This is a genomic window from Kribbella deserti (assembly GCF_042434725.1).
In the GTDB taxonomy this organism is placed as follows: Bacteria; Actinomycetota; Actinomycetes; order Propionibacteriales; family Kribbellaceae; genus Kribbella; species Kribbella deserti.
The window spans coordinates 177,460-196,854 of the sequence record NZ_JBHLTC010000037.1; the positions used below are offsets into that span (position 1 = coordinate 177,460).

A 19,395-nucleotide genomic window follows, 5' to 3' on the forward strand; every position below is an offset into this window, starting at 1 on the left:
ACTGAACGCTCCCCGTCAACCATACGTGGCCGCGCGGATCGTGCCACTCGGGCAAAACCCCGAACGATCCCCCACCGGTGGATTGAACCGCCGACCGGTAGGTCAGGATGGAGGGGTGCCAGTCGAACCACCAGCCTCCGTGTGGGACTTCCCGCCGGTCGCAGTGGCCGGGCCGGGCGATGTCGTCGCGGCCGGGGCCGACCTCGAACCCGGAACCATTCTCGCGGCGTACCGACGCGGGCTGTTCCCGATGCCCGACTCGGACGGTCCACTGTTGTGGTGGTCCCCGGTCGAACGCGGCGTGATCGAGGTGGCCGGGTTCAACCCGTCACGGTCGTTACGGCGGGCACGGAAGCCGTTCGAGATCCGGGTCAACACCGCGTTCGACCAGGTCATCCGGGCCTGCGCGGATCCACGGCGGCCGGGTTCGTGGATCGACGAGGACATCATCGCGGCGTACACCAGGCTGCACCGGATGGGCTGGGTGCACTCGGTCGAAGCCTGGCGCGATGGCGAACTCGCCGGCGGGCTCTACGGCGTCGCGATCGGCGGGCTCTTCGCCGGGGAGTCGATGTTCCACCACCAGACGGACGGGTCGAAGGCCGCCGTCGCCGGTTTGGTGGAACTACTCAACGACGAGTACGCCGCCGACCGCGTGCTCGACATCCAATGGGTCACCAGCCACCTCGCCACCCTCGGCGCCATCCCCCTCCCCCGCGACACCTACCTCGACCGCCTCGCCAAGGCCCTGCCTCTCCCGCTCCCCAAGGCCTTCGGCGACACCAACCCTCAGTAGCTTTCCCGGCTCGTCAGGGTTCTTCCCGGCTCGTCCGGCTCGTCCGGCTCGTCTGGCTCGTCCGGGCTCGCCTGGTTTGCTGTGACGAGCGCGCGAGCCGACAGTGGAGTCGGGTGTTCGGCGCCGAGCGGGCGGGCCACGGTTGCCGGGGCGGTGTGGGTGCCTGCCGTTCGAGCGCTCTTCGCGCCACGTGGCCGCGGAGCAACGTGGCTGCCGTGCAGATGGGAGCCGTGCAGGTGGAAGCAGAGTGGCTGCCGTGCAGATGGGAGCCGTGCAGGTGGAAGCAGAGTGGCTGCCGTGCAGACGACCGCCGGGGCGTCAGGGCCCTTCGAGGCCTAGGTAGTCGGCCATTTGATCGGTGGCGAAGTCGAAGAAGGGACGGCTCGGATCGACGCTGCCCTTGAGGTGTCCGAACAACTCGAAGCTGATCATGCCGAAAAGCTGGGTCCAGGCGATGATCAGGCGGCCGAGGATCTCAACGGGAAGGCCGGCCTCGACGAATTCTGCCAAGGCGTGCAGCTGTTTGCGCAGGGTGGCGCTCATCATCACCGGGCCGTACGGCGTACCGAGGTGGTTCGCGGCGTGGGCCTCGCGGGCGATCCCGATCAAGGCGAGCGGGATTCGCGAGGCCGGGTCCACGGTGCTTTGCGGCGCGTTGTAGCCGGCGACGGGGGAACCGTAGATCAGCGCGTACTCCTGCGGGTTCTCAACCGCCCAGTCGCGGATCGCCCGGCAGACCGCGCGCCAGCGGGCTCGATAGTTCCGTGGATTCCCTGCGGCCGCGGCCTTCTCGGCAACGTCTCCGAGCGCCTCGTATGCATCGATGATCAAGGCGGTCAGCAGTTCGTCCCGGCTCGGGTAGTACCGGTAGAGCGCGGACGAGACCATCCCGAGCTCGCGAGCCACCGCGCGCAAGGACAGCTGCTCCGCGCCGCCGGTGATGAGCTGCCGGCGAGCGGCTTCCTTGATTTCGTGGGTCAGCTCGGCCCGGGCGCGGTCCCGGGCGGTACGTGGAGCACTCATGACGAGCAGTCTGCCAGCTTGCGAGAGCATTGACCACAAACGAGAGCACTGCTCTTGACTTGGAGCAGTGGTCTCCGGTTCACTGATGAAAGCGAGAGCAGTGCTCTCGTTTTGGAGCACCGCACTGAATGACCGCGAAGACCCGACGAAGGTCGCCACCCACCGTCGAGGGTTTCCAGTCATGACTTCACGCGAGCCAACCGAGGAGAACGCCATGGAACAGCAGTACGACAAGAAGCGCTACGTCACCAAGGGCATGGGTTGGCCGCTTCGATTGATGAACGGCGCTGTCTCCGGGCTGGCACGGATCGGCATCAGCCTGCAGGGGAGTCGAGTGCTAGAGGTCAAGGGGCGCAAGTCCGGCGAATGGCGTGCGACCCCGGTCAACCTGCTGACCGTGGACGGCGTGCAGTACCTCGTGGCGCCGCGCGGGCACACCCAGTGGGTGAAGAACCTGCGCGCCAACCCCGAGGGCCGGCTGTCGATCGGGCGGCGCGTGCAGACGTTCCATGGCGTTGAACTGGCCGATGAGGAGAAGCCGGAGATCCTGCGCCGCTACCTGAAGAAGTGGGCCTGGGAGGTCGGCGCCTTCTTCGGCGATGACGTCAAACCCGACTCCCCCCACTCCCGCCTCCTCGAGGTAGCTCCCGGCTTCCCCGTCTTCCGCATCACCCCGTCCTAACCACCCCGACCTTTCGCGAGGGTGGGAGCAGGTTTCGGCGCGGCTGCGTCCAGATGGTCTTGCCCCGGACTCGCTGGTTGTAGGCGACACGGGGGTCCGGAGATCGTGCAGGCGGCCGAATGCTGACGGGCTTCGGCAAGACCTCGCGGCCTGATTCTCGGCCCGGCGAGGTCCTCAACGGGCTCCGGCGACTTCGCCGCGCCGCACACGCGGCACGCGTCATCGTGCCCGACCGCACCGGTCGAGCGGCGGCGCACCTATCACGCGGGCAGCCCACGCATCAGGTGAAGCTAGTAGAGCGAATTGGCGACGTTGATGTCGACCTGGGCCGGTACCGTCCGGCCGCAGCGTGCGAAGTTCACGTCGAGATTCACGTCCATGATCGACGGGAAGCAGAGCTGGCCCTCCCTGGGCGGGGTCGTGTGGTCCAGGCCGAGGGCGTGGCCTAGTTCGTGAACCAGGTTCGCCTTACGCCGTTCAGGCGGATACGAATCGGTGTAGAACGTGTTCAACCAGACGATGAGTCCCTGGTCCCAGGTCCCGCCGGTGCACGCCTCCAGCGGATTTCCACCGGTGTTGGTCAGCGTGAGGCCGGCGCTCGGGGCACCCTCGTAGTACTTACCGAAATTTCCGTCGGTGATCGTCACGTTGGCACCGGAGGTGACCTTGGTGAAGTTGAACTGGGTGCTGGTCGAGTTCCAGGCCTCGATGGCGGCGTGCGCGACCGCCGAGTAAGACGACGTGGTCGTCATGTCCTTCCACTTCAGGTTGTTCCCGCCGCCGGCGAAGTGACAATTACCTGGAAATGGCTCTGCGCTGGCTGGTGCTGCTTGCAGCTGACCCGACACTGCCAGAACAACCAGCCCCATTGCCACCAGCCGCCTCATCGGACCACCTCTCCAAGCTCAAACCGGACCGCCAGTCTGCCGACCTGATAGCGCTCAAGGACAGATTTTCAAACTGCAGCTTGATGCAATTGCAGCTGACGAGCGCGAAGAGGGCCCCGGGGAGCAGGCGTACATGACGGCGGTGCTGGATTGGAGTCCCCGCACGCAGGACAGCAGAGTCCAGGGCCCGAATGAGTAAACACTTACGGCGTCCACGCCGTTGAAGGCGGTCCGCGCCGCTGAAGGTCGTCCGCGCCGACGCCGAACGGACCTTTCACCAGATCGTGTTCAGCACCGTGCCCGCAGCGGAACCACCAGTCGGGCGTACAGCCGGCTACGGATCGACTTCCACAGCAAGCTGACTGGTCGCCGCCCAAGAGGCGGTGCGCGGGTTGGTTAGGCGGCGGCGATGATTTCGAGCTCGACGAGCCAGTCGTCTGCGAGGGTCTGAACGACGATTGCGGTGGTCGGGACCACCCGACCACCGAGCGCGGCCACCCGGGCCTGGGCGTTGGCCTCGGCGTACGACGCGTCACGGAGGTAGCTGGTGATGCGGACGATGTTGTCGACGGTCATCTCGGCCGCGGCCAGGATGGTGCGGAGGTTCGACCAGATCAAGGCGAGTTGCTCGTCCAGCGACGTACCCGCGAGCCCGTTGGCGTCGAGCCCCATCGTGCCGGCGACGTACAGCGTGCGGGTCGCTCCGCGAACCTCTAGCGCGTGCACGTAGTCGTCGCTTGCCGGGTAGATGCCTTCGGTGGGGTTGTGCGGGACGAGTTGCATCGGTGGACCTTCCCTCAGTTGGCTGCGGCCCCATCATGCGGATCAACCAGGTCAAGTCCAGGCGGTTGACCGTCCACGAGAACGCCGCCGTCGTCGGGCAACCACCGGGCCGCCGTACGGGGCAGTCGGTGATTGCGGGATTGCGCGGACGGATCGGGCCGGTGGATCGGTGGGGCGGTGGGCGCTGGGCCGGCTCGGCGGTGGTGGGTGTCAGGATGGGGGGATGATTAGTCGGGACCAGATGTTGGCTGCGCCGAAGGTACTGCTGCACGATCACCTGGATGGTGGGTTGCGGCCGGGAACGATCGCGGAGCTGGCCGCCGACATCGGGCACACGCTGCCGCGCACCGATCCCGATGAGCTCGGCGCGTGGTTCGTCGAGTCGGCGGATTCGGGTTCGCTCGAGCGATACCTGGAGACGTTCGACCACACCGTGGCGGTGATGCAGAATTCCGCCGCGATCACCCGGGTCGCGAGCGAATGCGTGCAGGATCTGGCCGCGGACGGTGTGGTGTACGCCGAGATCAGGTACGCGCCCGAGCAGCATCTGAACGGCGGGCTGAGCCTGGATCAGGTGGTCGAAGCCGTTCGCGAGGGGTTCGAACAAGGCGAGGTGCTCGCCAAGGCCGCCGGGCACCAGATCGTGGTCCGCCAGTTGCTGACGGCCATGCGGCACCAGGCCCGCTCGATGGAGATCGCCGAACTGGCCATTGCCTATCGCGATGCGGGGGTGGCCGGGTTCGACATCGCGGGCGCCGAGGCGGGATTCCCTCCCACCCGGCACCTGGACGCGTTCGAGTACCTCCAGCGGGAGAACGCGCACTTCACCATCCACGCCGGCGAGGCCTTCGGTCTGCCCTCGATCTGGCAGGCGATCCAGTGGTGCGGGGCGGACCGCCTCGGCCACGGCGTACGGATCGTCGACGACATCGCGGCCGCCGACAGCGCATTGCTGGATCTGGCCTCGGTCGACCTGGCGAAGGTGGAGCTCGGCCGGCTCGCGGCGTACGTGCGGGACCGGCGGATCCCGCTCGAGATGTGCCCGAGCTCGAACCTGCAGACCGGCGCGGCCGACTCGATCGCGCATCACCCGATCGGGCTGCTCACGGCGCTCAAGTTCCGCGTGACGGTCAACACCGACAACCGGCTGATGAGCGGCACCACGCTGAGCCGCGAGTTCTCCTTGCTGGCCGAGGCGTTCGGCTACGACCTGGCGGATATCCGCTGGTTCACCATCAACGCGATGAAGAGCGCCTTCCTGCCGTTCGAGCAGCGCCTCGCCCTGATCAACACCATCATCAAGCCCTGGTACGCCGACGCCCTCGCCTAACCACTGGCTCCAGGCCAGCCGTCGCGACCGAGACGTGCTGCCTCACCGCGGTACGCCACCACGACCACCCCACGGCCTGGTCACAAGCGTCCGATGAACGGCGACACGCCTGGTCACAAGCGTCCGATGAACGGCGACACGCCGCGTCACTAGGGTCCGATGAACGGTATGCGATGTCGGGCGTTATGGCGCTGGGTTGGGTGAGGTGGGGATTGCCGAGGGCGTGGGGAGGACGCGTGTCTTGGTGGTGGAAGGCTGGCTGGCGGTGGTTGTTGCCGTGACGGCGTAGATCTCCTGGCGGGGGTCCGTGGGCAGGGTGATCGACTGGACCTGCTTGCCCGGGGTCAGCGGCAGTCTCGCCTCGAAGAGTGAAACGGGCGGCCCGACCACTCCGACCCCGCGCTGAATCCGGTGCGCGTTGCGCAAGGCAACGGTGTTACCCGCAGCGGCGGATCCAGCCCAGTCCGTCAGCACCAGCGGCGCCTTCGACGTACTCCCGTCCTCGTAGCCGATCAGGACTTCGCCCGTGACGGCGCCGTTGTGCGCCGCGCCGGCAATCCGTACCTCGTTAAAGGCTCCGGCGGGGATGAGGATCGACTCGCCCGTGGTCTCGACGAAGTTCTTGGCCGTACCCGACGCGTCCGGGGCGAAGTACGTCGTACCGCCCAGGTCGACCTGGCCCGCGACGGGCAACAGCGCGGCGTCGTAGCTCCAGCCACCGCCGTCGAAGTCGCCCGCGGCGTTGTCGGCGACAGTGGCCGTGCCGTCGTGGTCGTAGTACTCGGACAGGTCGACCGCGCACGAGTCGGCCGTTGACGCCGCGCACCGGGCCTGCCGGATCACGACGACGGCCTGAACCGCCTTATCCGCAAGACCTCGTGACGACACCACCACGTTGATCGGATACCGCCCAGGCGCCGCACCGGCCGGAATGCCGACCGTTAGCACTACTGCCTTCTGCGTTGGTAGGCCATCCGAATCCACTCGTAGCGACGTCGCGGTGGGCTTGACCGTCCACCCAGCGGGCGCCGTCGCGCGTACCGATACGCGCCGGGATCCCCGGTCCTGCACGAGGATTTCGGTGCTAAGGGCAACGGTCTGTGCTGAGTCCTTCGCTGGACGGGCCACCTCGGCGGGGTTGATCGCCGCGTCCACCGTGGCGTACGGAATGCCGTCGCCAGCCGAGACCGAAGGTGGTTGCGCCGACTTCGCCGTACCCCAGTCGCCCGGGCGGTTCGACACGCCGTACCGGACGGAGGCGCCGCGCCGGAGCTGGTCCCAGGTGAACCACGGCTTGTTCCAGGACTTGCCGTTGATCCGCGCGGCAGTGATGTATCGCCGAGCGTCGTCGGTGCCCGGGGCAACGATCGAGAGCGTGCCGCCTTGGTTGCCGAAGGCTCCGACCTTCACGCGCACGCTTTCGAACTGCGGCGTGGTCACCGTGAAGAAGTTGGCGCCGCTCATCGTCGGGTAGATCCCGACCGAGCTGAAGACGTACCAGGCGGACATCGTGCCGAGGTCGTCGTTGCCGGTCATGCCGTCCGGCCCGTTCGTGAACAACGTCATCGCCGCGCGGACCACTGTCGCGGTCTTGTGCGGCGCGCCGGTCCACGCGTACATGTACGGCGCGAGCAGATCGGGCTCGTTGTTCGGGTTGTACGTCGCCTTGCCGTAGTACTCGAAGGGCCCTTGCACCCAGTCGGTTCGGGCCGTACCGGCGGGATCCGTCAGGAGCTTGTCGTAGACGAAAAAGTCGTCGAGCCGCTTCTCCGTCGCGCGGCGCCCACCCATCAGGTCGACCAGCCCGGCCGGATCCTGCGGTACGAGCCACTGGTATTGATAGGCGCCGCCTTCGTGGAACGCGTGCGCGCCGTCCAACGGGTCGTACGGGCTGAGCCACACGCCGGACTTCGTGCGCGGGCGGAAATGCCCGATGCCCGAATCCCAGATGTTCCGATAGGCCTGCGCGCGAGCCGCGAACATTCGCGCGTCGGCCTTCTTGCCGAGGGCTCGCGCCATCAGGGCGAGACTGCCGTCGGCCGCGGCGTACTCCAGGGTGGCCGAAGCGCCGTGGGAGCAGTCGTTGTCGCCACCCTTGTGGAGGCAATCGCGCGCCCGGTCGAGCGGGAACGGTACGTATCCCCTCTCGCCGTAGTACGCCGCGCCGGCTCGTCCGTTGTGCGGCAGCTCTGCTGGCGGTACGGCGGTCGCGTTCTTCCGGAGCAGCTCGTAGGTCTCCTGCTCGTAGCCCTTCAGCAGGCCCTTCGACCAGCCCTCAACCAGGAACGGTGTCACGGGGTCGCCGGTCATGATGTTGGTCTCGGAGTTCGCCAAAGACCACCGAGGCAACCAACCGCCTTCGCGGCCGTGAGCCAGGACGGACAGATGGGTGTCGCGGGCAACCTTCGGTGCGATCAGTTCAACCAGCTGATTCTGCGGGCGATACGTGTCCCACAAGGAGAAATTCTGGTACGGCGTGTAATCGGTTGCCTTGCGCACCGTTCCGTCGAAGCCGCGGTAGTTGCCGTCGACATCGCTCGCCACATTCGGATGTAGCACTGAGTGATAGAGCGCGGTGTAGAACGCCGTCTGCCGATCCGCCGTACCGCCGGCCACCTCGATGCGGTGCAGCATCTCGTTCCACTCGGCGGTGAGCTTGCGCTGGGTGGCGTCGAAGTCGAAGCTGTCGCCGGTCTCGGCCACCAGGTTGGTCCGGGCCCCGGCCACCCCCGTGTACGAAAGGCCGACCTTCAGTACGACGTCGTCGTCCGTTGCCGGATCGAAGGTGACCCAGCCGCCGTTGCCGCCGGTGGTGGCCGATTCGCGACTGCCCGGGGTCTTCACGTCGCCCTTCCAGGTTCCGTACGACGCGAACGGCCGGTCGAACTCGGCGCTGAAGTAGAGCGTGTGCCGGTCAACGCCCGCGCAGAAGTTGCCCGCGTTGATGCGGCCCTCGATCCGCCGGTCGCCGACGATGGTCAACTCCGACGAGAAAACCCGCTGCTGAGCTTTGCCGGTGTTGAACAGCACGTTCGCCGGTTTGGCCGGGTCGAACTTGTACCGCTGCCAACCGGTGCGGGCCGTCGCGGTGAGCGAGACGTCCACGCCGTACCGGTCGAGGTGTACCTGGTAGAGGCCGGGTTTCGCGGACTCGCGCGCGTGACTGAAGACGGAGCCGTACTGGTCGTGCCGGACCGACTCGACCGGGCCGCTCGTCGGCATCACCGGGAGTTCGCCCATCACCTCGCAGCCGACGCCCGACAGATGGGTCTGGCTGAAGCCGTACAGAGTGTTGCGGGTGTAGTCGTAGCCGCCCTGACCGCCGGTGTCGGGACTGACCTGGGCCATGCCGAACGGCGCGGAGGCCCCGGGAAAGGTGTTGCCGAAGTTCTGCGTGCCGACAAACGGGTTCACCAGGGCGGTCAGGTCAGCCGGGACCGCGGCGGCGGCGACCGTGGGAGCGAGGTGCAGCCCGGTGGTGAGCAGGCCGAGGGCCGCCAGCGAAGCGGCCAGGCGGGGCGATCGGGGCATGGCGGGCCTCCGTATTGCACGCACGGTGACAGGGTTGTGGCACCGTGTCATGCAATGTCCCACGTTGTCAACGGGTCACGGTCCGAGGCGTCCGATGAAGCCCGACACGCCCGGTATTAAGCGTCCGACGACACGACGGTGGGTGGTCACAAGCGTCCGATGAGTGCCGACACGCCTGGTCACAAGCGTCCGATGACACGCCGAGGGGGTGGCTAGAGGGGGTGGGTCCAGCGGGACCAGGTGGGTTGGGGGGTGTAGCCGGCGGTGCGCCAGCTGGGGTGGGCCTGGGTGTTGGCGTCGTGGACCATGGCGTCCGCCCGGGTTCCGCCGTACGACTTGAGGAGGGCTTCGGCGCGGGTGATGAGTTCGCGGCCGATGCCCTGGCGGCGGTGGGCCGGGTCTACGGCCAGGCGATAGAGGTGGCAGCGCCAGCCGTCCCAGCCGGCGATGATGCTGCCCACGATGGTGCCGCCCGCGCCCTCGCCCGATCCCGCTTGCACGTCCTCGCTCGGGGTTGGCACGGCGGTGTGGATGGCGAGGATCAGGGCGGTGGGGTCGCGGTGGATCAGGCGGCGGATGGCGTCGGGGGAGTCCGGTGGGCGGTCGGCGTCTTCGGCGGCGCGGGCCCAGAACTCCAGGATCGCTTCGGCTTCGGCGACTTCCGCGTTCCGGTACACAACAGGCATAGGTCTCAGTAGATCGCCGGATCAGCCTCCGGGGCGAACCGTTATCCCGCACATTGGAACGTACGGCGGTAATCCTGGGGTGCCACGCCGACGACCCGGCGGAAGTGGTGGCGCAACAGGGCGGCGGTGCCGAAGCCGGACTCGGCGGCGATCTGCTCGAGGCCGAGGTTGGTCTGTTCCAGCAGGGTGCGGGCATGCAGCACTCGCTGGGTGGTGACCCACTTGAGCGGGGTGGTGCCGGTTTCGGCGACGAACCGCCGGGCGAAGGTCCGGTCGGACATGCGCGCGCGGCGGGCGAGATCCGGCACGGTGTGTTCGGTGGCGAGGTTGTCGACCATCCAGTCGAGGATCGGCTGCAGGCTTTCGCCGGTGGCCTCCGGCACGGGCAGATCGACGTACTGCCGTTGTCCGCCGTCGCGCTGCGGCGGTACGACCATGCGCCGGGCGATGCGGGTGGCCACGGCGGCACCGAGTTCGCGCCGGACCAGGTGTAGGCAGGCGTCGATGCCGGCCGCCGTACCGGCGCTGGTGATGATGTTGCCGTCGTCGACGAAAAGCACGTCCGGGTCGAGATTCGCCTTCGGGAACTTCTCGCGGAAGTCGTCGGTGTAGCGCCAGTGCGTGGCGCACTTCCGGCCGTCGAGTAGACCCGCGGCGCCGAGCACGTACGCGCCGGAGCAGACCGTGAGCAGGATCGCGCCCCGGGCGGCCGCGGCGCGGAGGGCCTCGAGTACGTCGGCCGGGTACTTGCCGCGCTTGGAGGTGGCTGGAACCGCGACCAGGTCCGCGTCCTCGAGGGCGTCCAGTCCGTACGGCGCGATCACGGCCGAGTGGCTGCTGGTCTGCAGTGGTTCGTTCGGCTTGGAGGCGCAGACGCGGAAGTCGAACGCCGGCACCCCATCATCGGTTCGGTCCACGCCGAACACCTCGGCGAGGACGCCGAACTCGAACAGGGCAACGTCTTCCAGCAGCACGACGGCGATCTTGCGCATCATGGCTCCAGACTGGCAGAAATTTGTGGAAGTGGGTCAGTTTTGCCAATTGTGGCCGAATCTCGATGGTAGCAAGATTACTGCCATGACCGGAATCGTAGTACTCACAGTCCTCGCACTGGCCCTCATCGCGGCCCTCGAGATCAGCAACCGGCGCCACTCGTCGCAGCTGGGCCGGGGCCTCAACGGCTCCACCGCCGCCGGCGATCGCGACCTCGCCAGGACCAAGCTCGACCTGCTCGCCCTGGGCGCGGCGGCCGAGCCCTTCAGTCACAAGCCGATGGCGCAGGATGAGAACGTGCTCTCGTTGCGCGCCACCCGCACCTTCACCCACCGCCACGCCGCCTGATGCCGGCCAGCCCCGGCTGGCCCATCCACAGCCCTTTGCGTTCATTCGTCGGAGTACGGCTTAGACGCCGGCCGTATTCCGACGAATGAACGCAAAGGTTTGTGGGAGGGGTGGCGGTTCAGACCGTCTGGGGCAGCTTGCGCCAGGTCGGGCGGGTCTTGTTGGTGATGCCGCGCAGGACGCCTTCAAGCGGCCCGTACTCGAAGTGGTTCATCCACAGCCGGCTCAGCACCAGCTGGGCCGCGAAGATCGCGAAGGCGAAGACCACCATCTCCAGCGGTGATACCTGGCCCACGAGGCCGAAACCCACGCCGGTGAAGATGATCATCGTGGCGACCGACTGGCCGATGTAGTTCGAGAGGGCCATCCGGCCGGTCGGCGCGAGGGCCTTGCTGAAGGCGGCACCGCGGGTGGTGTGCAGGAAACGCAGCACGGTCGCGACGTACGCCGCGGTCAGGAACGGCGCGGTCATCACACTGGCCAGTACGGCGAGCGTGTGGCCGTTGCCGCCGGCGGTGGCGTAGATGGCGCCGCCCGCGATACCGACGGGGAAGCCGATCAGCTGGACCTTGCGCAGGACCGGCTCGTGGCCGGTCACACCCGAAAGCAGGCGACGGCGTCCGGCGACCATGCCGATCAGCAGTGCGGCCAGTGTGGTCGGGCCCTGCATCGACACGATCGACAGGCCGTAGAGCGGGAGAGCCTTGAGGTGTTCGCCGATCACGCCGCCGAACCCGCCGGCGAGATTGGCCGTGGTCTCCTGGGCCGCGGCCATGGCTCCGGCCGGGTCGAGCAAGGTCGAGCTGTCCATCAGCAGGCCGGTCGAACCCATTGCCAGTAGCAACCAAATGTAGATGCCTGCAGCAACGATGAGGGCGGTCTTGTCCTTCACCTTGTGCATGGCCAGCAGGATCAGGCCGATCAGCGCGTACACGGTGAGGATGTCACCGGTGATCAGGAGGATCATGTGCAACCAGCCGAGTACGAACAGGCCACCCAGCCGGCGCAACATCCGCGGCTTGAACTGCGCGCCCGCCCGCCGTGCCGCCTCCAGTTGCAGCTGGAAGCTGTAGCCGAACAGGAACGAGAAAAGCAGGTAGAACTTCATGTCGACAAAGGTGCTGCTGAGCCAGCGCACCGCATGGTCGAGACCCGAGTCGTACGCCGGGTCCTCGGCGACGTGGATCGGATAACCCGACGCCGCGAAGGTGATGTTGACGATGAGAATGCCGAGCAGCGCGAACCCGCGCAAGGCGTCGACATCGGAAATGCGCGACCGGGCCGCGAGTTCGGAGGTTGTCATGCGTTCAGTCCACCAGCGGACTCGACCGTGATCAGTCGCGCTGACTCCTCGATCGCCGGTGGACTTTTACCTACCCCGAGCCAACCCTTACGGGGAAACCGGCGTCCTACCCTGCGAATCCACGCGACAGCGGAAAAAGGAGTCACGTCATGAAACGCAGGACGTTTTTGCGCGGTCTGGCCGCGAGCGCGATCGCCGCGCCGGCCGCCGCGCTGGCTGGCGCTGAAGGCGCGCTCGCGGCGGGCGCCGCGGTGCAGGAGGTCGACGCCGCCGCGGCCAGCTACTACGTCGCGACAACCGAGCAGACGAAGAACAAGATCCTGGTCTTCCCGAAGAACAAGGCGTTCTCGGACGCCAACGTGCATTGGAGTTTCAGCCCGGGCGGTGGCGGCTGGAGCAATCTGTCCGACATCAAGATCCGCAACACCGAGGCGCAGGGCTGGATCGCACTGGTGGCGGCGTCCGGTGGTCGGGCGGGAATCGTCGACATCGGCAGCGAGAAGCACACCGAGCTGAACGACCTGAAGTGGTCGGCCTCGCCTGGCGGTAACCCGCACGCGATCGAGCGCGTACCGGGCAATGGCTCGGTGATCGTGGCCAGCAGCGGGGGCAAGTTGACGTTGTACTCGCCGAGTTCGGTGTCGAACCTCAGCACTCTCAAGGCTGTGCAGACCGTCAGCTACGGCGGCGCTCACGGCGTGCTGTGGGACCCGACGTACGAGTTGCTCTGGGTCGTCGGGCAGAACAGGGTCAGCCACTACGCCGTGATGGGCAGCGGACGGAACACGCGGCTGAAGTACGGCCGCCACTTCAGTCTGGGCAGCGGCAACCTGGGGCATGACCTCCAGCCGGACTACACCAACAAGAACAAGTTGCTGCTCACCGCCACCAAGGGCGTTTGGGAACTGCTCACCGACAGCGGCAACTTCCGCGTGCGGAAGATCTCGAGCGAGACCCGCGTCAAGTCGTACGTGAAGCACTCGTCCGGTGAGGTCGTCTCCATCCGCGGTGACAACACCGAACCGCGCAAGTGGGCCAACAAGACCGTCCGCTTCTCCGCCTCTCCCGACCGCTCCCGCAGCGGCGCCCAGTTCTACAAGGCCCGAATCTGGACCGCCGCCTTCCAGTGATTCCCGCCGCTGAGTTCGCGGCGCCGCCGACCTGGGCGCCGCGACTCGGCACAGGAAGAGCAGTTTCACCGGTAGCTGGACGATTTTCGCCGGACCAGAGATTTCCCTTTGGGGTCAGCGCGTTTGCGGAATCAGCAAATACCGGTAGCGCTTTCATCAAGCTGTGAAGCAAGTTCCGGAACCGTGGGCCCGTTGACATGGAAGCGCTCCCAAAGCACGATCTTGCTGCGACCTCCCGCTCGAGTCGCATCCGCCCACAGTCAAGCTCTTGCGTGACCGATGGCACGCCCCTGGCATTTCCCAATGCCATTCAGGGCGCTACGTCGGTGTTGCCAGAATCGGTCGGTTCGGCCATTCATGCCTGCCAAATCCGCCGATTTCCGCCGTGCCCGCAAGATGGTTGGCTGGCTTCATGAACCGGAGGGAAAATGTTCAGATTGCGAACTCGCCTCACCACGGTCCTTGCGCTGGCTGCCTTGGGCATCACCGGCGCCGGGCTGGCACCGGCCGGCAGTCAGGCGGCCCCGACAGCGATCGGCGGCAGCTTTGTGGACAACTTCGACGGGTTCAACACCGGCCGGTGGCACAAGGCTGACGGCTGGAGCAACGGCAGCATGTTCAACGTGGGCTGGCGTGCCGACCACGTCTGGTTCAGCGGCGGTGTCGCCGGTCTCAAGCTGGACAATGTCCCTTGCCCGAGCGGCTGTTCAGGCAAGCCGTATGCCTCCGGGGAGCTTCGCACCAACGATTTCTACTCGTATGGCCGCTACGAGGTCCGTATGAAGGCGGTCAAGGCCGCCGGCACGGTGACCGGATTCTTCACCTATACCGGCCCGAGTGACGGTAAGCCCTGGGACGAGATCGACATCGAGATCCTGGGGAAGAATCCCACCCAGATGCAAACGAACTACTTCACCAACGGCGTCGGTGGACACGAGAAGGTCATCAACCTGGGCTTCGACGCCTCGGCCGGCTATCACACCTACGCCATCGAATGGTGGAACAAAGGCACGATCAACTGGTTCGTTGACGGCCGCCTCGTCCACCAGGAGAACGGCTCGCGCGGTCCGCTGCCGACCAATCCCGGGCGCATCATGCTGAACCTTTGGCCAGGGACTGGGGTCGACGGCTGGCTGGGTCCCTTCAACTACTCCGGACCGCTGAACGCCACCTTCGACTGGCTTCGCTACACCGCCTACTAGTGTCCTTCCGACTCAGGACACTAGCGCAGAGGCCCACTCCGGCTGACGGCCGCCAGCTGAGCCGCCGTCGGGGTCGGGGCGCGTAATCGGCTGGCGGTCCGCGCTGACGGATGCGAGAGTCTCGGCATGGCTGACTATCGCGAGGTGAATCGGGCCGCGTGGGACGAACGCGCTCCGGCCCATGCGGCCTCCGCCGATTACGGTCTGCAGCGGTTTGTGGACGACCCGGCTGTTCTCAGCGACGTGGTCCGGTTCGACCTGCCGCGTCTCGGCGAGGTGCGCGGCCTGCGCGGCGTACATCTGCAATGCCACATCGGGACTGACACGGTCTCGCTGGCGAGGCTGGGCGCCCGGATGAGCGGGCTGGACTTCTCCCCGGCCGCGATCACGGAGGCGCGGCAGCTCGCCGCGAAGACCGGCGCGGAGATCGACTTCCACGAGGCCGACGTGTACGACGCGGTGGAGGTGCTCGGCGCCGAACAGTACGACCTGGTCTTCACCGGTATCGGCGCGTTGTGCTGGCTGCCGAGCGTGGATCGCTGGGCCCAGGTCGTGGCGGGTCTGTTGAAGCCGGGTGGGCGGTTGTTCATTCGCGAGGGTCACCCGATGCTCTGGTCCCTCGATGACGCCCGGGCCGACGGCCTGCTGACGGTCGGCTATCCGTACTTCGAGCAGCCGGAAGCGAACGTCTTCGACGAACCCGGCACGTACGTCGAGACGCAGGCCGAATTCACCCACACCGTGACCCACGAGTGGAACCACGGTCTGGGCCAGATCGTGACGGCCCTGCTGGAGGCCGGTCTGCAGCTCACCGCCTTGTCCGAGCACGACAGCGTGCCCTGGGAGGCCCTGCCTGGGCTGATGACCCAGGCGGACCTCGGCGAATGGCGGCTGACCGACCGCCCGGAGCGGCTGGCGGCCTCGTACACCCTGCAGGCCGTCAAACTCCGCTGATCCCGGTCAGCGCTTCTTGTCGCGCAACTTCTGGACCATCTCCTTGGCCTTGCGCTGGTTCTCCGGCTTGCTCAGCTCACGCTGGGCGATCTGTGCGACCTTGGCGATCACACCCGCCTTCAGTGCACCCTTGATGAAACCCATCTTGGGCCTCCTTTCCCGGCCGGTCACCTGCCACCAGTGGCACGTTCCGGCTCACCGTCCTGGTTAGACCGTAGCTGTGCCCGCCAAGGAACACCCGGAAACCGTCGGTGGTTCAGGGCACAATGGGGGAATGCCCGAGTTGCCGGAGGTGGAGTCCCTGGCGGCGTTCCTGCGGGAGCGAGCCGTCGAGCGGGCGATCGTGCGTGCCGACATCACCGCGATCAGCGCCCTGAAGACCTACGACCCGCCGATCTCCTCGCTGGTGGGCCTGCTGATCGACGATGTCCAGCGGCACGGCAAATTTCTGGATATCTCGGCCCAAGGCGTGCACCTGATCGTGCACTTGGCCCGCGCCGGCTGGTTGCGCTGGCGCGAGGAGCAATCGACCAGCCTGGTCCGGCCGGGCAAGGGCCCGATCGCCTGCCGGGTGGTGCTCGACGACGGTTCGGGGTTCGACCTGACCGAGGCCGGCACCCAGAAGAAGCTCGCGGTGTATGTCGTTCGTGACCCGGCCGAGGTCCCGGGCATCTCCAAGCTCGGGCCGGATCCGTTCTCGCTGACGGCGGAGGACTTCGCCGAGATCATGAAGGCGGCCGGGCGGGTCCAGCTCAAGGGCGTGCTGCGCAACCAGTCGATCATCGCCGGCATCGGCAACGCCTACTCCGACGAGATCCTGCACGTGGCGAAGATGAGCCCGTTCAAACCGGCGTCCAACCTGTCGGAGGACGAGCTCACCGTGCTGTACGACGCGATGCGCTCGACCCTGGAGGACGCGGTCAAGCGCTCGGCCGGTCTCGCGGCGCAGGACCTCAAGTCCGAGAAGAAGAGCGGCCTGCGCGTGCACGGCCGCAAGGGCCAGAAGTGCCCGGTCTGCGGCGACATCATCCGCGAGGTCAGCTTCGCCGACTCCTCTCTGCAGTACTGCGCGACCTGCCAGACCGGCGGCAAACCATTGGCTGATCGACGCCTCTCAAAACTTCTCAAATAAATTTTGGCGGCCCTGTCGATTTCGCTGTCGGCCCTTCGACGCTGTGGTGAGAGACACCGAGAGCCGGTGTCACCGCAACCGCAAGGAGCCGATCATGGGATCGATCAAGTCCAGCCTCTTCATCTCGCTCGACGGTGTCATCGAGGCGCCGGAGACCTGGCACTTCGACTACTTCAACGACGAGATGGGTGCTGCGGTCGGCGCGCTGATGAGCGAGGCCGACGCCACCTTGCTGGGACGCCAGACGTACGACGAGTTCGCCGCCTACTGGCCGCAGGCCGACCCCAGCGACCCGTTCACCGAGCAGATGAACGGCGCCAAGAAGTACGTCGTCTCCAGCACGCTGGAAGACGCGACCTGGGAGAACTCGTCCATCGTCAACGGTGACGTCGTGGCCGAACTGACCGCGCTCAAGCGGGACCAGAACCTCGGCACCACCGGCAGCGCCACCTTGGTCCGCTGGATGCTCGAGCAGGGCCTGGTCGACGAGCTGCACCTGCTGGTCCACCCGGTCGTGGTCGGCAGCGGCAAGAAGCTCTTCGCCGACGGCGCCAAGGTCCCCCTCACCCTGATCAACTCCACCACCTTCAAAACCGGCGTCCTCCACCTCGTCTACGCCCCCGCCAAGTCCGAGGCCTGAACCAACCAGCCAGACGCCCGCAACGCCGTACCACCCGAGCTCCTGCGTCGAACCGCCTGGGCGCAACGCCGTACCCGATCAGCTCTGCGTCGATTCGCCCGGATTTGCCCGCCAACCGTTGGCTTGCAGACTGGCCCGCCGCGCAAGCGGGGCAAAACCAGGCGAATCGACGCAGGGCCGAGGCGGTTCCGCCTGTGGCTGGTGGATCCGGTTCTGGTGGTTAGGTCATCTGGTCGAACATGGACTTCACGTCGGCTGAGTTCGGGGTGGCTAGGAGGAGTGGTGTGCCGCTGGTGGTTCGGCGGGAGGTCACGGCGAAGACGTAGCCGAGGTTCTGGTTGATCCGGTCCTTCAGCCAAGGCCCGCCGCTCGCGCCGCCGTTCATGGTGCAGGGCAAGGCCGCGTCGGTGCTGCCGGCGTACCAGCGGTACGAGGTGCCGTCGCAGTAGTACGGAACCTGCCCGTTGTACGGCGGCTCCGCCGGCCAGCCCCAGATGCGGACGCCACCCTGGTCCGGGCTGTTGCCCCAGACCAGGCCGTTGCCGCCGACGGCGTCGACGAGGTTCTGCCCGTTGCGCGGGTGGAACGTGACGAAAGCCTGGTCATGGCTGAAGTCGCTGTTGTTCGTCCACGACGTGAACGCGCGGGCGGTCTTCCAGTTCCACAGGCCGTAGCCGGACTGGCCGTTGTAGTACGCCGGGGCGAACGCGATGTTGGCATGCCAGCCCTGACCCGCGCCGGAGTGCACGCAGTGGCCCGCGGTGATGGTCAGGTTCTTGTAGTTGTTGTTGATCGTGGAAGCGGAGCACACGTAGTTGCGGCCGTTGTAGGTGAAGAACACCTTGCCTGCCGTCGATGGCACGGGATCAGCCATGGTCTGGTTGCCGCTACCGAGCTTCGGCGCAACCGGGTGAGAAGCCACTCCCGCGGTCTTCCCGGCATTGGAGTCCGGCGTGCTCTTCGGTGAGTCACCCTTGGCGGCGTGCAACACGGCGGGGTTGTCGGCCGGGATGGCGGTTCGCAGCTTCTCGGCGGTCCAATACCCGGCCGCGTCGAGCGCCCCGGCCGGAGCCTTGCCAGACAAAGGCGGCGCGTTGACCGAGGTGGTGAGCCCCGCCGGGCCAGTGGGTGGCGGGGTGGCGGACGAGCCGCCGATGGCTAGCGTGCTGAGGGCGAGTGTGCCGGCGAGGGTGAGACCACCGAGGCGGCGAAAGGACTTCCTACGCAGAGCAAAGCTGGACATGCGACTCCTTGCTTGTTCCGGGCGGAAAAAGAGTCGTGCACGATAAGTAGTCGGTTGATAGCGCTCAGTAGATTAGAAGGTGGCCTCCGCGAAAAAGCAAGGGCAATCGCTATCCCGCCACCCCCGCGACCGACCGCACTCCGCCTCGCGCATCGCGGCCTGGGCGCGCGGCAGTCATGGCGGATGGGCTCGACGGTGCTCTGGGCGAGTGGGCGCCACGGCTGGCGGAGCCACTACAGGCGGTCTGGGATGATCGGGTCATGTCTGAGATTCCTGCCATCACGCTCGCCGATCTGACCGACGAGATGCTGGCCGATGTTCATGTGCTCGATGTCCGCGAGGACGACGAATGGGCCCGCGGGCACATCGCCGGCGCCCAGCACATCCCGCTCGGCGAACTGCAGGCCCGCGTGGCCGAGGTGCCGAAGGACCAGCGCATCGTCTGCGTCTGCGCGGTCGGCGGCCGTTCCGGCATGGCGACGCAGTTCCTGAACGCCGAAGGCCGCGACGTGATCAACCTCGACGGCGGCATGTACGCCTGGGCCGGCGCAGGCCGTCCCCTCAGCTTCGACTGACCTCACAGCCCTGGCCGCCGACCACCCGCGGCTCGGCTGATGGGTGCCCTTCCGGCTCCCGGCTCGGGCTGCCCGCAGGATTAGCCTGCGATAGGTTCGCCAGATATCTACCGGTTAAGCACCGGACGGGTTACTTTGTCACCGTCCGGTCGACCGG

Annotated in this window: 19 protein-coding genes; 10 read left to right on the forward strand and 9 right to left on the reverse strand. The window is 66.9% G+C overall.

Annotated features, from left to right (window positions below; genetic code table 11):
• Nucleotides 1-115: 115 nt before the first annotated feature.
• Entirely contained in the window at nucleotides 116-796 is a 681-nt protein-coding gene (gene aat / locus ACFFGN_RS29150; RefSeq protein ID WP_380053879.1) for a leucyl/phenylalanyl-tRNA--protein transferase, read from the forward strand.
• Nucleotides 797-1,114: 318 nt separating this feature from the next.
• On the opposite strand, the gene ACFFGN_RS29155 is transcribed toward aat, so the two are convergent.
• Complete coding sequence (locus ACFFGN_RS29155; protein WP_380053885.1) at nucleotides 1,115-1,819, reverse strand: TetR/AcrR family transcriptional regulator; 705 nt, start codon at nucleotides 1,817-1,819, stop codon at nucleotides 1,115-1,117.
• A gap of 181 nt (nucleotides 1,820-2,000) precedes the next feature.
• Between ACFFGN_RS29155 and ACFFGN_RS29160 the strand changes: the two genes are divergently transcribed.
• Nucleotides 2,001-2,501 carry a nitroreductase family deazaflavin-dependent oxidoreductase gene (locus ACFFGN_RS29160; protein WP_380053887.1) on the forward strand — a complete coding sequence of 167 codons (501 nt, stop codon included), beginning with the start codon at nucleotides 2,001-2,003 and terminating at the stop codon, nucleotides 2,499-2,501.
• Between the two features lie 290 nt (nucleotides 2,502-2,791).
• Here ACFFGN_RS29160 and ACFFGN_RS29165 read toward each other — a convergent pair whose 3' ends face one another.
• Nucleotides 2,792-3,253, reverse strand: a complete 462-nt coding sequence (locus tag ACFFGN_RS29165) for a zinc metalloprotease (protein WP_380053890.1) — start codon at nucleotides 3,251-3,253, stop codon at nucleotides 2,792-2,794.
• A 531-nt stretch (nucleotides 3,254-3,784) separates the two neighbouring features.
• Entirely contained in the window at nucleotides 3,785-4,171 is a 387-nt protein-coding gene (locus ACFFGN_RS29170) for a RidA family protein (protein WP_380053893.1), read from the reverse strand.
• A gap of 223 nt (nucleotides 4,172-4,394) precedes the next feature.
• Between ACFFGN_RS29170 and ACFFGN_RS29175 the strand changes: the two genes are divergently transcribed.
• The gene (locus ACFFGN_RS29175) at nucleotides 4,395-5,501 is read left to right on the forward strand and encodes an adenosine deaminase (protein ID WP_380053897.1); all 1,107 of its coding nucleotides are present in this window, start codon (nucleotides 4,395-4,397) and stop codon (nucleotides 5,499-5,501) included.
• Nucleotides 5,502-5,684: 183 nt separating this feature from the next.
• Here the strand turns inward: ACFFGN_RS29175 and ACFFGN_RS29180 are convergent, their stop codons facing one another.
• The 3 genes from ACFFGN_RS29180 to ACFFGN_RS29190 form a co-directional block, all read right to left on the reverse strand.
• A complete protein-coding gene (locus ACFFGN_RS29180; RefSeq protein ID WP_380053901.1) occupies nucleotides 5,685-9,032 on the reverse strand; it encodes a GH92 family glycosyl hydrolase in 3,348 nt (1,115 codons plus the stop codon).
• Between the two features lie 212 nt (nucleotides 9,033-9,244).
• On the reverse strand, nucleotides 9,245-9,718 hold the full coding sequence (locus ACFFGN_RS29185; RefSeq protein ID WP_380053905.1) for a GNAT family N-acetyltransferase: 474 nt from the start codon (nucleotides 9,716-9,718) through the stop codon (nucleotides 9,245-9,247).
• 41 nt (nucleotides 9,719-9,759) lie between these two features.
• A complete protein-coding gene (locus tag ACFFGN_RS29190; RefSeq protein ID WP_380053908.1) occupies nucleotides 9,760-10,713 on the reverse strand; it encodes a GlxA family transcriptional regulator in 954 nt (317 codons plus the stop codon).
• 82 nt (nucleotides 10,714-10,795) lie between these two features.
• Here ACFFGN_RS29190 and ACFFGN_RS29195 point away from each other — a divergent pair, with 82 nt between their 5' ends.
• A complete protein-coding gene (locus tag ACFFGN_RS29195) occupies nucleotides 10,796-11,059 on the forward strand; it encodes a hypothetical protein (protein ID WP_380053912.1) in 264 nt (87 codons plus the stop codon).
• A 118-nt stretch (nucleotides 11,060-11,177) separates the two neighbouring features.
• Here the strand turns inward: ACFFGN_RS29195 and ACFFGN_RS29200 are convergent, their stop codons facing one another.
• Entirely contained in the window at nucleotides 11,178-12,362 is a 1,185-nt protein-coding gene (locus tag ACFFGN_RS29200) for a DUF418 domain-containing protein (protein ID WP_380053915.1), read from the reverse strand.
• 149 nt (nucleotides 12,363-12,511) lie between these two features.
• Between ACFFGN_RS29200 and ACFFGN_RS29205 the strand changes: the two genes are divergently transcribed.
• The 3 genes from ACFFGN_RS29205 (at nucleotide 12,512) to ACFFGN_RS29215 (ending at nucleotide 15,648) form a co-directional block, all read left to right on the forward strand.
• Nucleotides 12,512-13,492, forward strand: coding sequence for a DUF6528 family protein (locus ACFFGN_RS29205; protein WP_380053919.1), 981 nt, complete (start codon nucleotides 12,512-12,514; stop codon nucleotides 13,490-13,492).
• A 428-nt stretch (nucleotides 13,493-13,920) separates the two neighbouring features.
• A complete protein-coding gene (bglS, locus tag ACFFGN_RS29210) occupies nucleotides 13,921-14,694 on the forward strand; it encodes a beta-glucanase (protein ID WP_380053922.1) in 774 nt (257 codons plus the stop codon).
• A 126-nt stretch (nucleotides 14,695-14,820) separates the two neighbouring features.
• Complete coding sequence (locus ACFFGN_RS29215; RefSeq protein ID WP_380053925.1) at nucleotides 14,821-15,648, forward strand: class I SAM-dependent methyltransferase; 828 nt, start codon at nucleotides 14,821-14,823, stop codon at nucleotides 15,646-15,648.
• 6 nt (nucleotides 15,649-15,654) lie between these two features.
• Here the strand turns inward: ACFFGN_RS29215 and ACFFGN_RS29220 are convergent, their stop codons facing one another.
• Nucleotides 15,655-15,792, reverse strand: a complete 138-nt coding sequence (locus ACFFGN_RS29220; RefSeq protein WP_380053929.1) for a hypothetical protein — start codon at nucleotides 15,790-15,792, stop codon at nucleotides 15,655-15,657.
• A 130-nt stretch (nucleotides 15,793-15,922) separates the two neighbouring features.
• On the opposite strand from ACFFGN_RS29220, the gene ACFFGN_RS29225 reads away from it, so the two are divergent.
• Both ACFFGN_RS29225 and ACFFGN_RS29230 read left to right on the forward strand, forming a co-directional pair.
• Nucleotides 15,923-16,780: an Fpg/Nei family DNA glycosylase gene (locus ACFFGN_RS29225; RefSeq protein WP_380053933.1), complete on the forward strand. Its 858-nt coding sequence runs from the start codon at nucleotides 15,923-15,925 to the stop codon at nucleotides 16,778-16,780.
• A 94-nt stretch (nucleotides 16,781-16,874) separates the two neighbouring features.
• Nucleotides 16,875-17,420 (forward strand): dihydrofolate reductase family protein, encoded by a 546-nt coding sequence (locus ACFFGN_RS29230; RefSeq protein WP_380053938.1) that lies wholly within the window; start codon nucleotides 16,875-16,877, stop codon nucleotides 17,418-17,420.
• Between the two features lie 220 nt (nucleotides 17,421-17,640).
• Here the strand turns inward: ACFFGN_RS29230 and ACFFGN_RS29235 are convergent, their stop codons facing one another.
• Nucleotides 17,641-18,663 (reverse strand): trypsin-like serine peptidase, encoded by a 1,023-nt coding sequence (locus ACFFGN_RS29235; RefSeq protein ID WP_380053943.1) that lies wholly within the window; start codon nucleotides 18,661-18,663, stop codon nucleotides 17,641-17,643.
• 260 nt (nucleotides 18,664-18,923) lie between these two features.
• On the opposite strand from ACFFGN_RS29235, the gene ACFFGN_RS29240 reads away from it, so the two are divergent.
• On the forward strand, nucleotides 18,924-19,238 hold the full coding sequence (locus tag ACFFGN_RS29240; protein ID WP_380053948.1) for a rhodanese-like domain-containing protein: 315 nt from the start codon (nucleotides 18,924-18,926) through the stop codon (nucleotides 19,236-19,238).
• Nucleotides 19,239-19,395: the final 157 nt, after the last annotated feature.

Bases quoted from the DNA above. Each gene is read 5' to 3' on its own strand.
- ACFFGN_RS29155 (WP_380053885.1), bottom strand. From the start codon at position 1,819: ATGAGTGCTCCACGTACCGCCCGGGACCGCGCCCGGGCCGAGCTGACC.
- ACFFGN_RS29195 (WP_380053912.1), top strand. From the start codon at position 10,796: ATGACCGGAATCGTAGTACTCACAGTCCTCGCACTGGCCCTCATCGCG.
- ACFFGN_RS29190 (WP_380053908.1), bottom strand. From the start codon at position 10,713: ATGATGCGCAAGATCGCCGTCGTGCTGCTGGAAGACGTTGCCCTGTTC.
- ACFFGN_RS29200 (WP_380053915.1), bottom strand. From the start codon at position 12,362: ATGACAACCTCCGAACTCGCGGCCCGGTCGCGCATTTCCGATGTCGAC.
- ACFFGN_RS29160 (WP_380053887.1), top strand. From the start codon at position 2,001: ATGACTTCACGCGAGCCAACCGAGGAGAACGCCATGGAACAGCAGTAC.
- ACFFGN_RS29220 (WP_380053929.1), bottom strand. From the start codon at position 15,792: ATGGGTTTCATCAAGGGTGCACTGAAGGCGGGTGTGATCGCCAAGGTC.
- ACFFGN_RS29205 (WP_380053919.1), top strand. From the start codon at position 12,512: ATGAAACGCAGGACGTTTTTGCGCGGTCTGGCCGCGAGCGCGATCGCC.
- bglS (WP_380053922.1), top strand. From the start codon at position 13,921: ATGTTCAGATTGCGAACTCGCCTCACCACGGTCCTTGCGCTGGCTGCC.
- ACFFGN_RS29235 (WP_380053943.1), bottom strand. From the start codon at position 18,663: ATGTCCAGCTTTGCTCTGCGTAGGAAGTCCTTTCGCCGCCTCGGTGGT.
- ACFFGN_RS29215 (WP_380053925.1), top strand. From the start codon at position 14,821: ATGGCTGACTATCGCGAGGTGAATCGGGCCGCGTGGGACGAACGCGCT.
- ACFFGN_RS29165 (WP_380053890.1), bottom strand. From the start codon at position 3,253: ATGACGACCACGTCGTCTTACTCGGCGGTCGCGCACGCCGCCATCGAG.
- ACFFGN_RS29180 (WP_380053901.1), bottom strand. From the start codon at position 9,032: ATGCCCCGATCGCCCCGCCTGGCCGCTTCGCTGGCGGCCCTCGGCCTG.
- ACFFGN_RS29170 (WP_380053893.1), bottom strand. From the start codon at position 4,171: ATGCAACTCGTCCCGCACAACCCCACCGAAGGCATCTACCCGGCAAGC.
- ACFFGN_RS29225 (WP_380053933.1), top strand. From the start codon at position 15,923: ATGCCCGAGTTGCCGGAGGTGGAGTCCCTGGCGGCGTTCCTGCGGGAG.
- ACFFGN_RS29230 (WP_380053938.1), top strand. From the start codon at position 16,875: ATGGGATCGATCAAGTCCAGCCTCTTCATCTCGCTCGACGGTGTCATC.
- ACFFGN_RS29240 (WP_380053948.1), top strand. From the start codon at position 18,924: ATGTCTGAGATTCCTGCCATCACGCTCGCCGATCTGACCGACGAGATG.
- ACFFGN_RS29185 (WP_380053905.1), bottom strand. From the start codon at position 9,718: ATGCCTGTTGTGTACCGGAACGCGGAAGTCGCCGAAGCCGAAGCGATC.
- ACFFGN_RS29175 (WP_380053897.1), top strand. From the start codon at position 4,395: ATGATTAGTCGGGACCAGATGTTGGCTGCGCCGAAGGTACTGCTGCAC.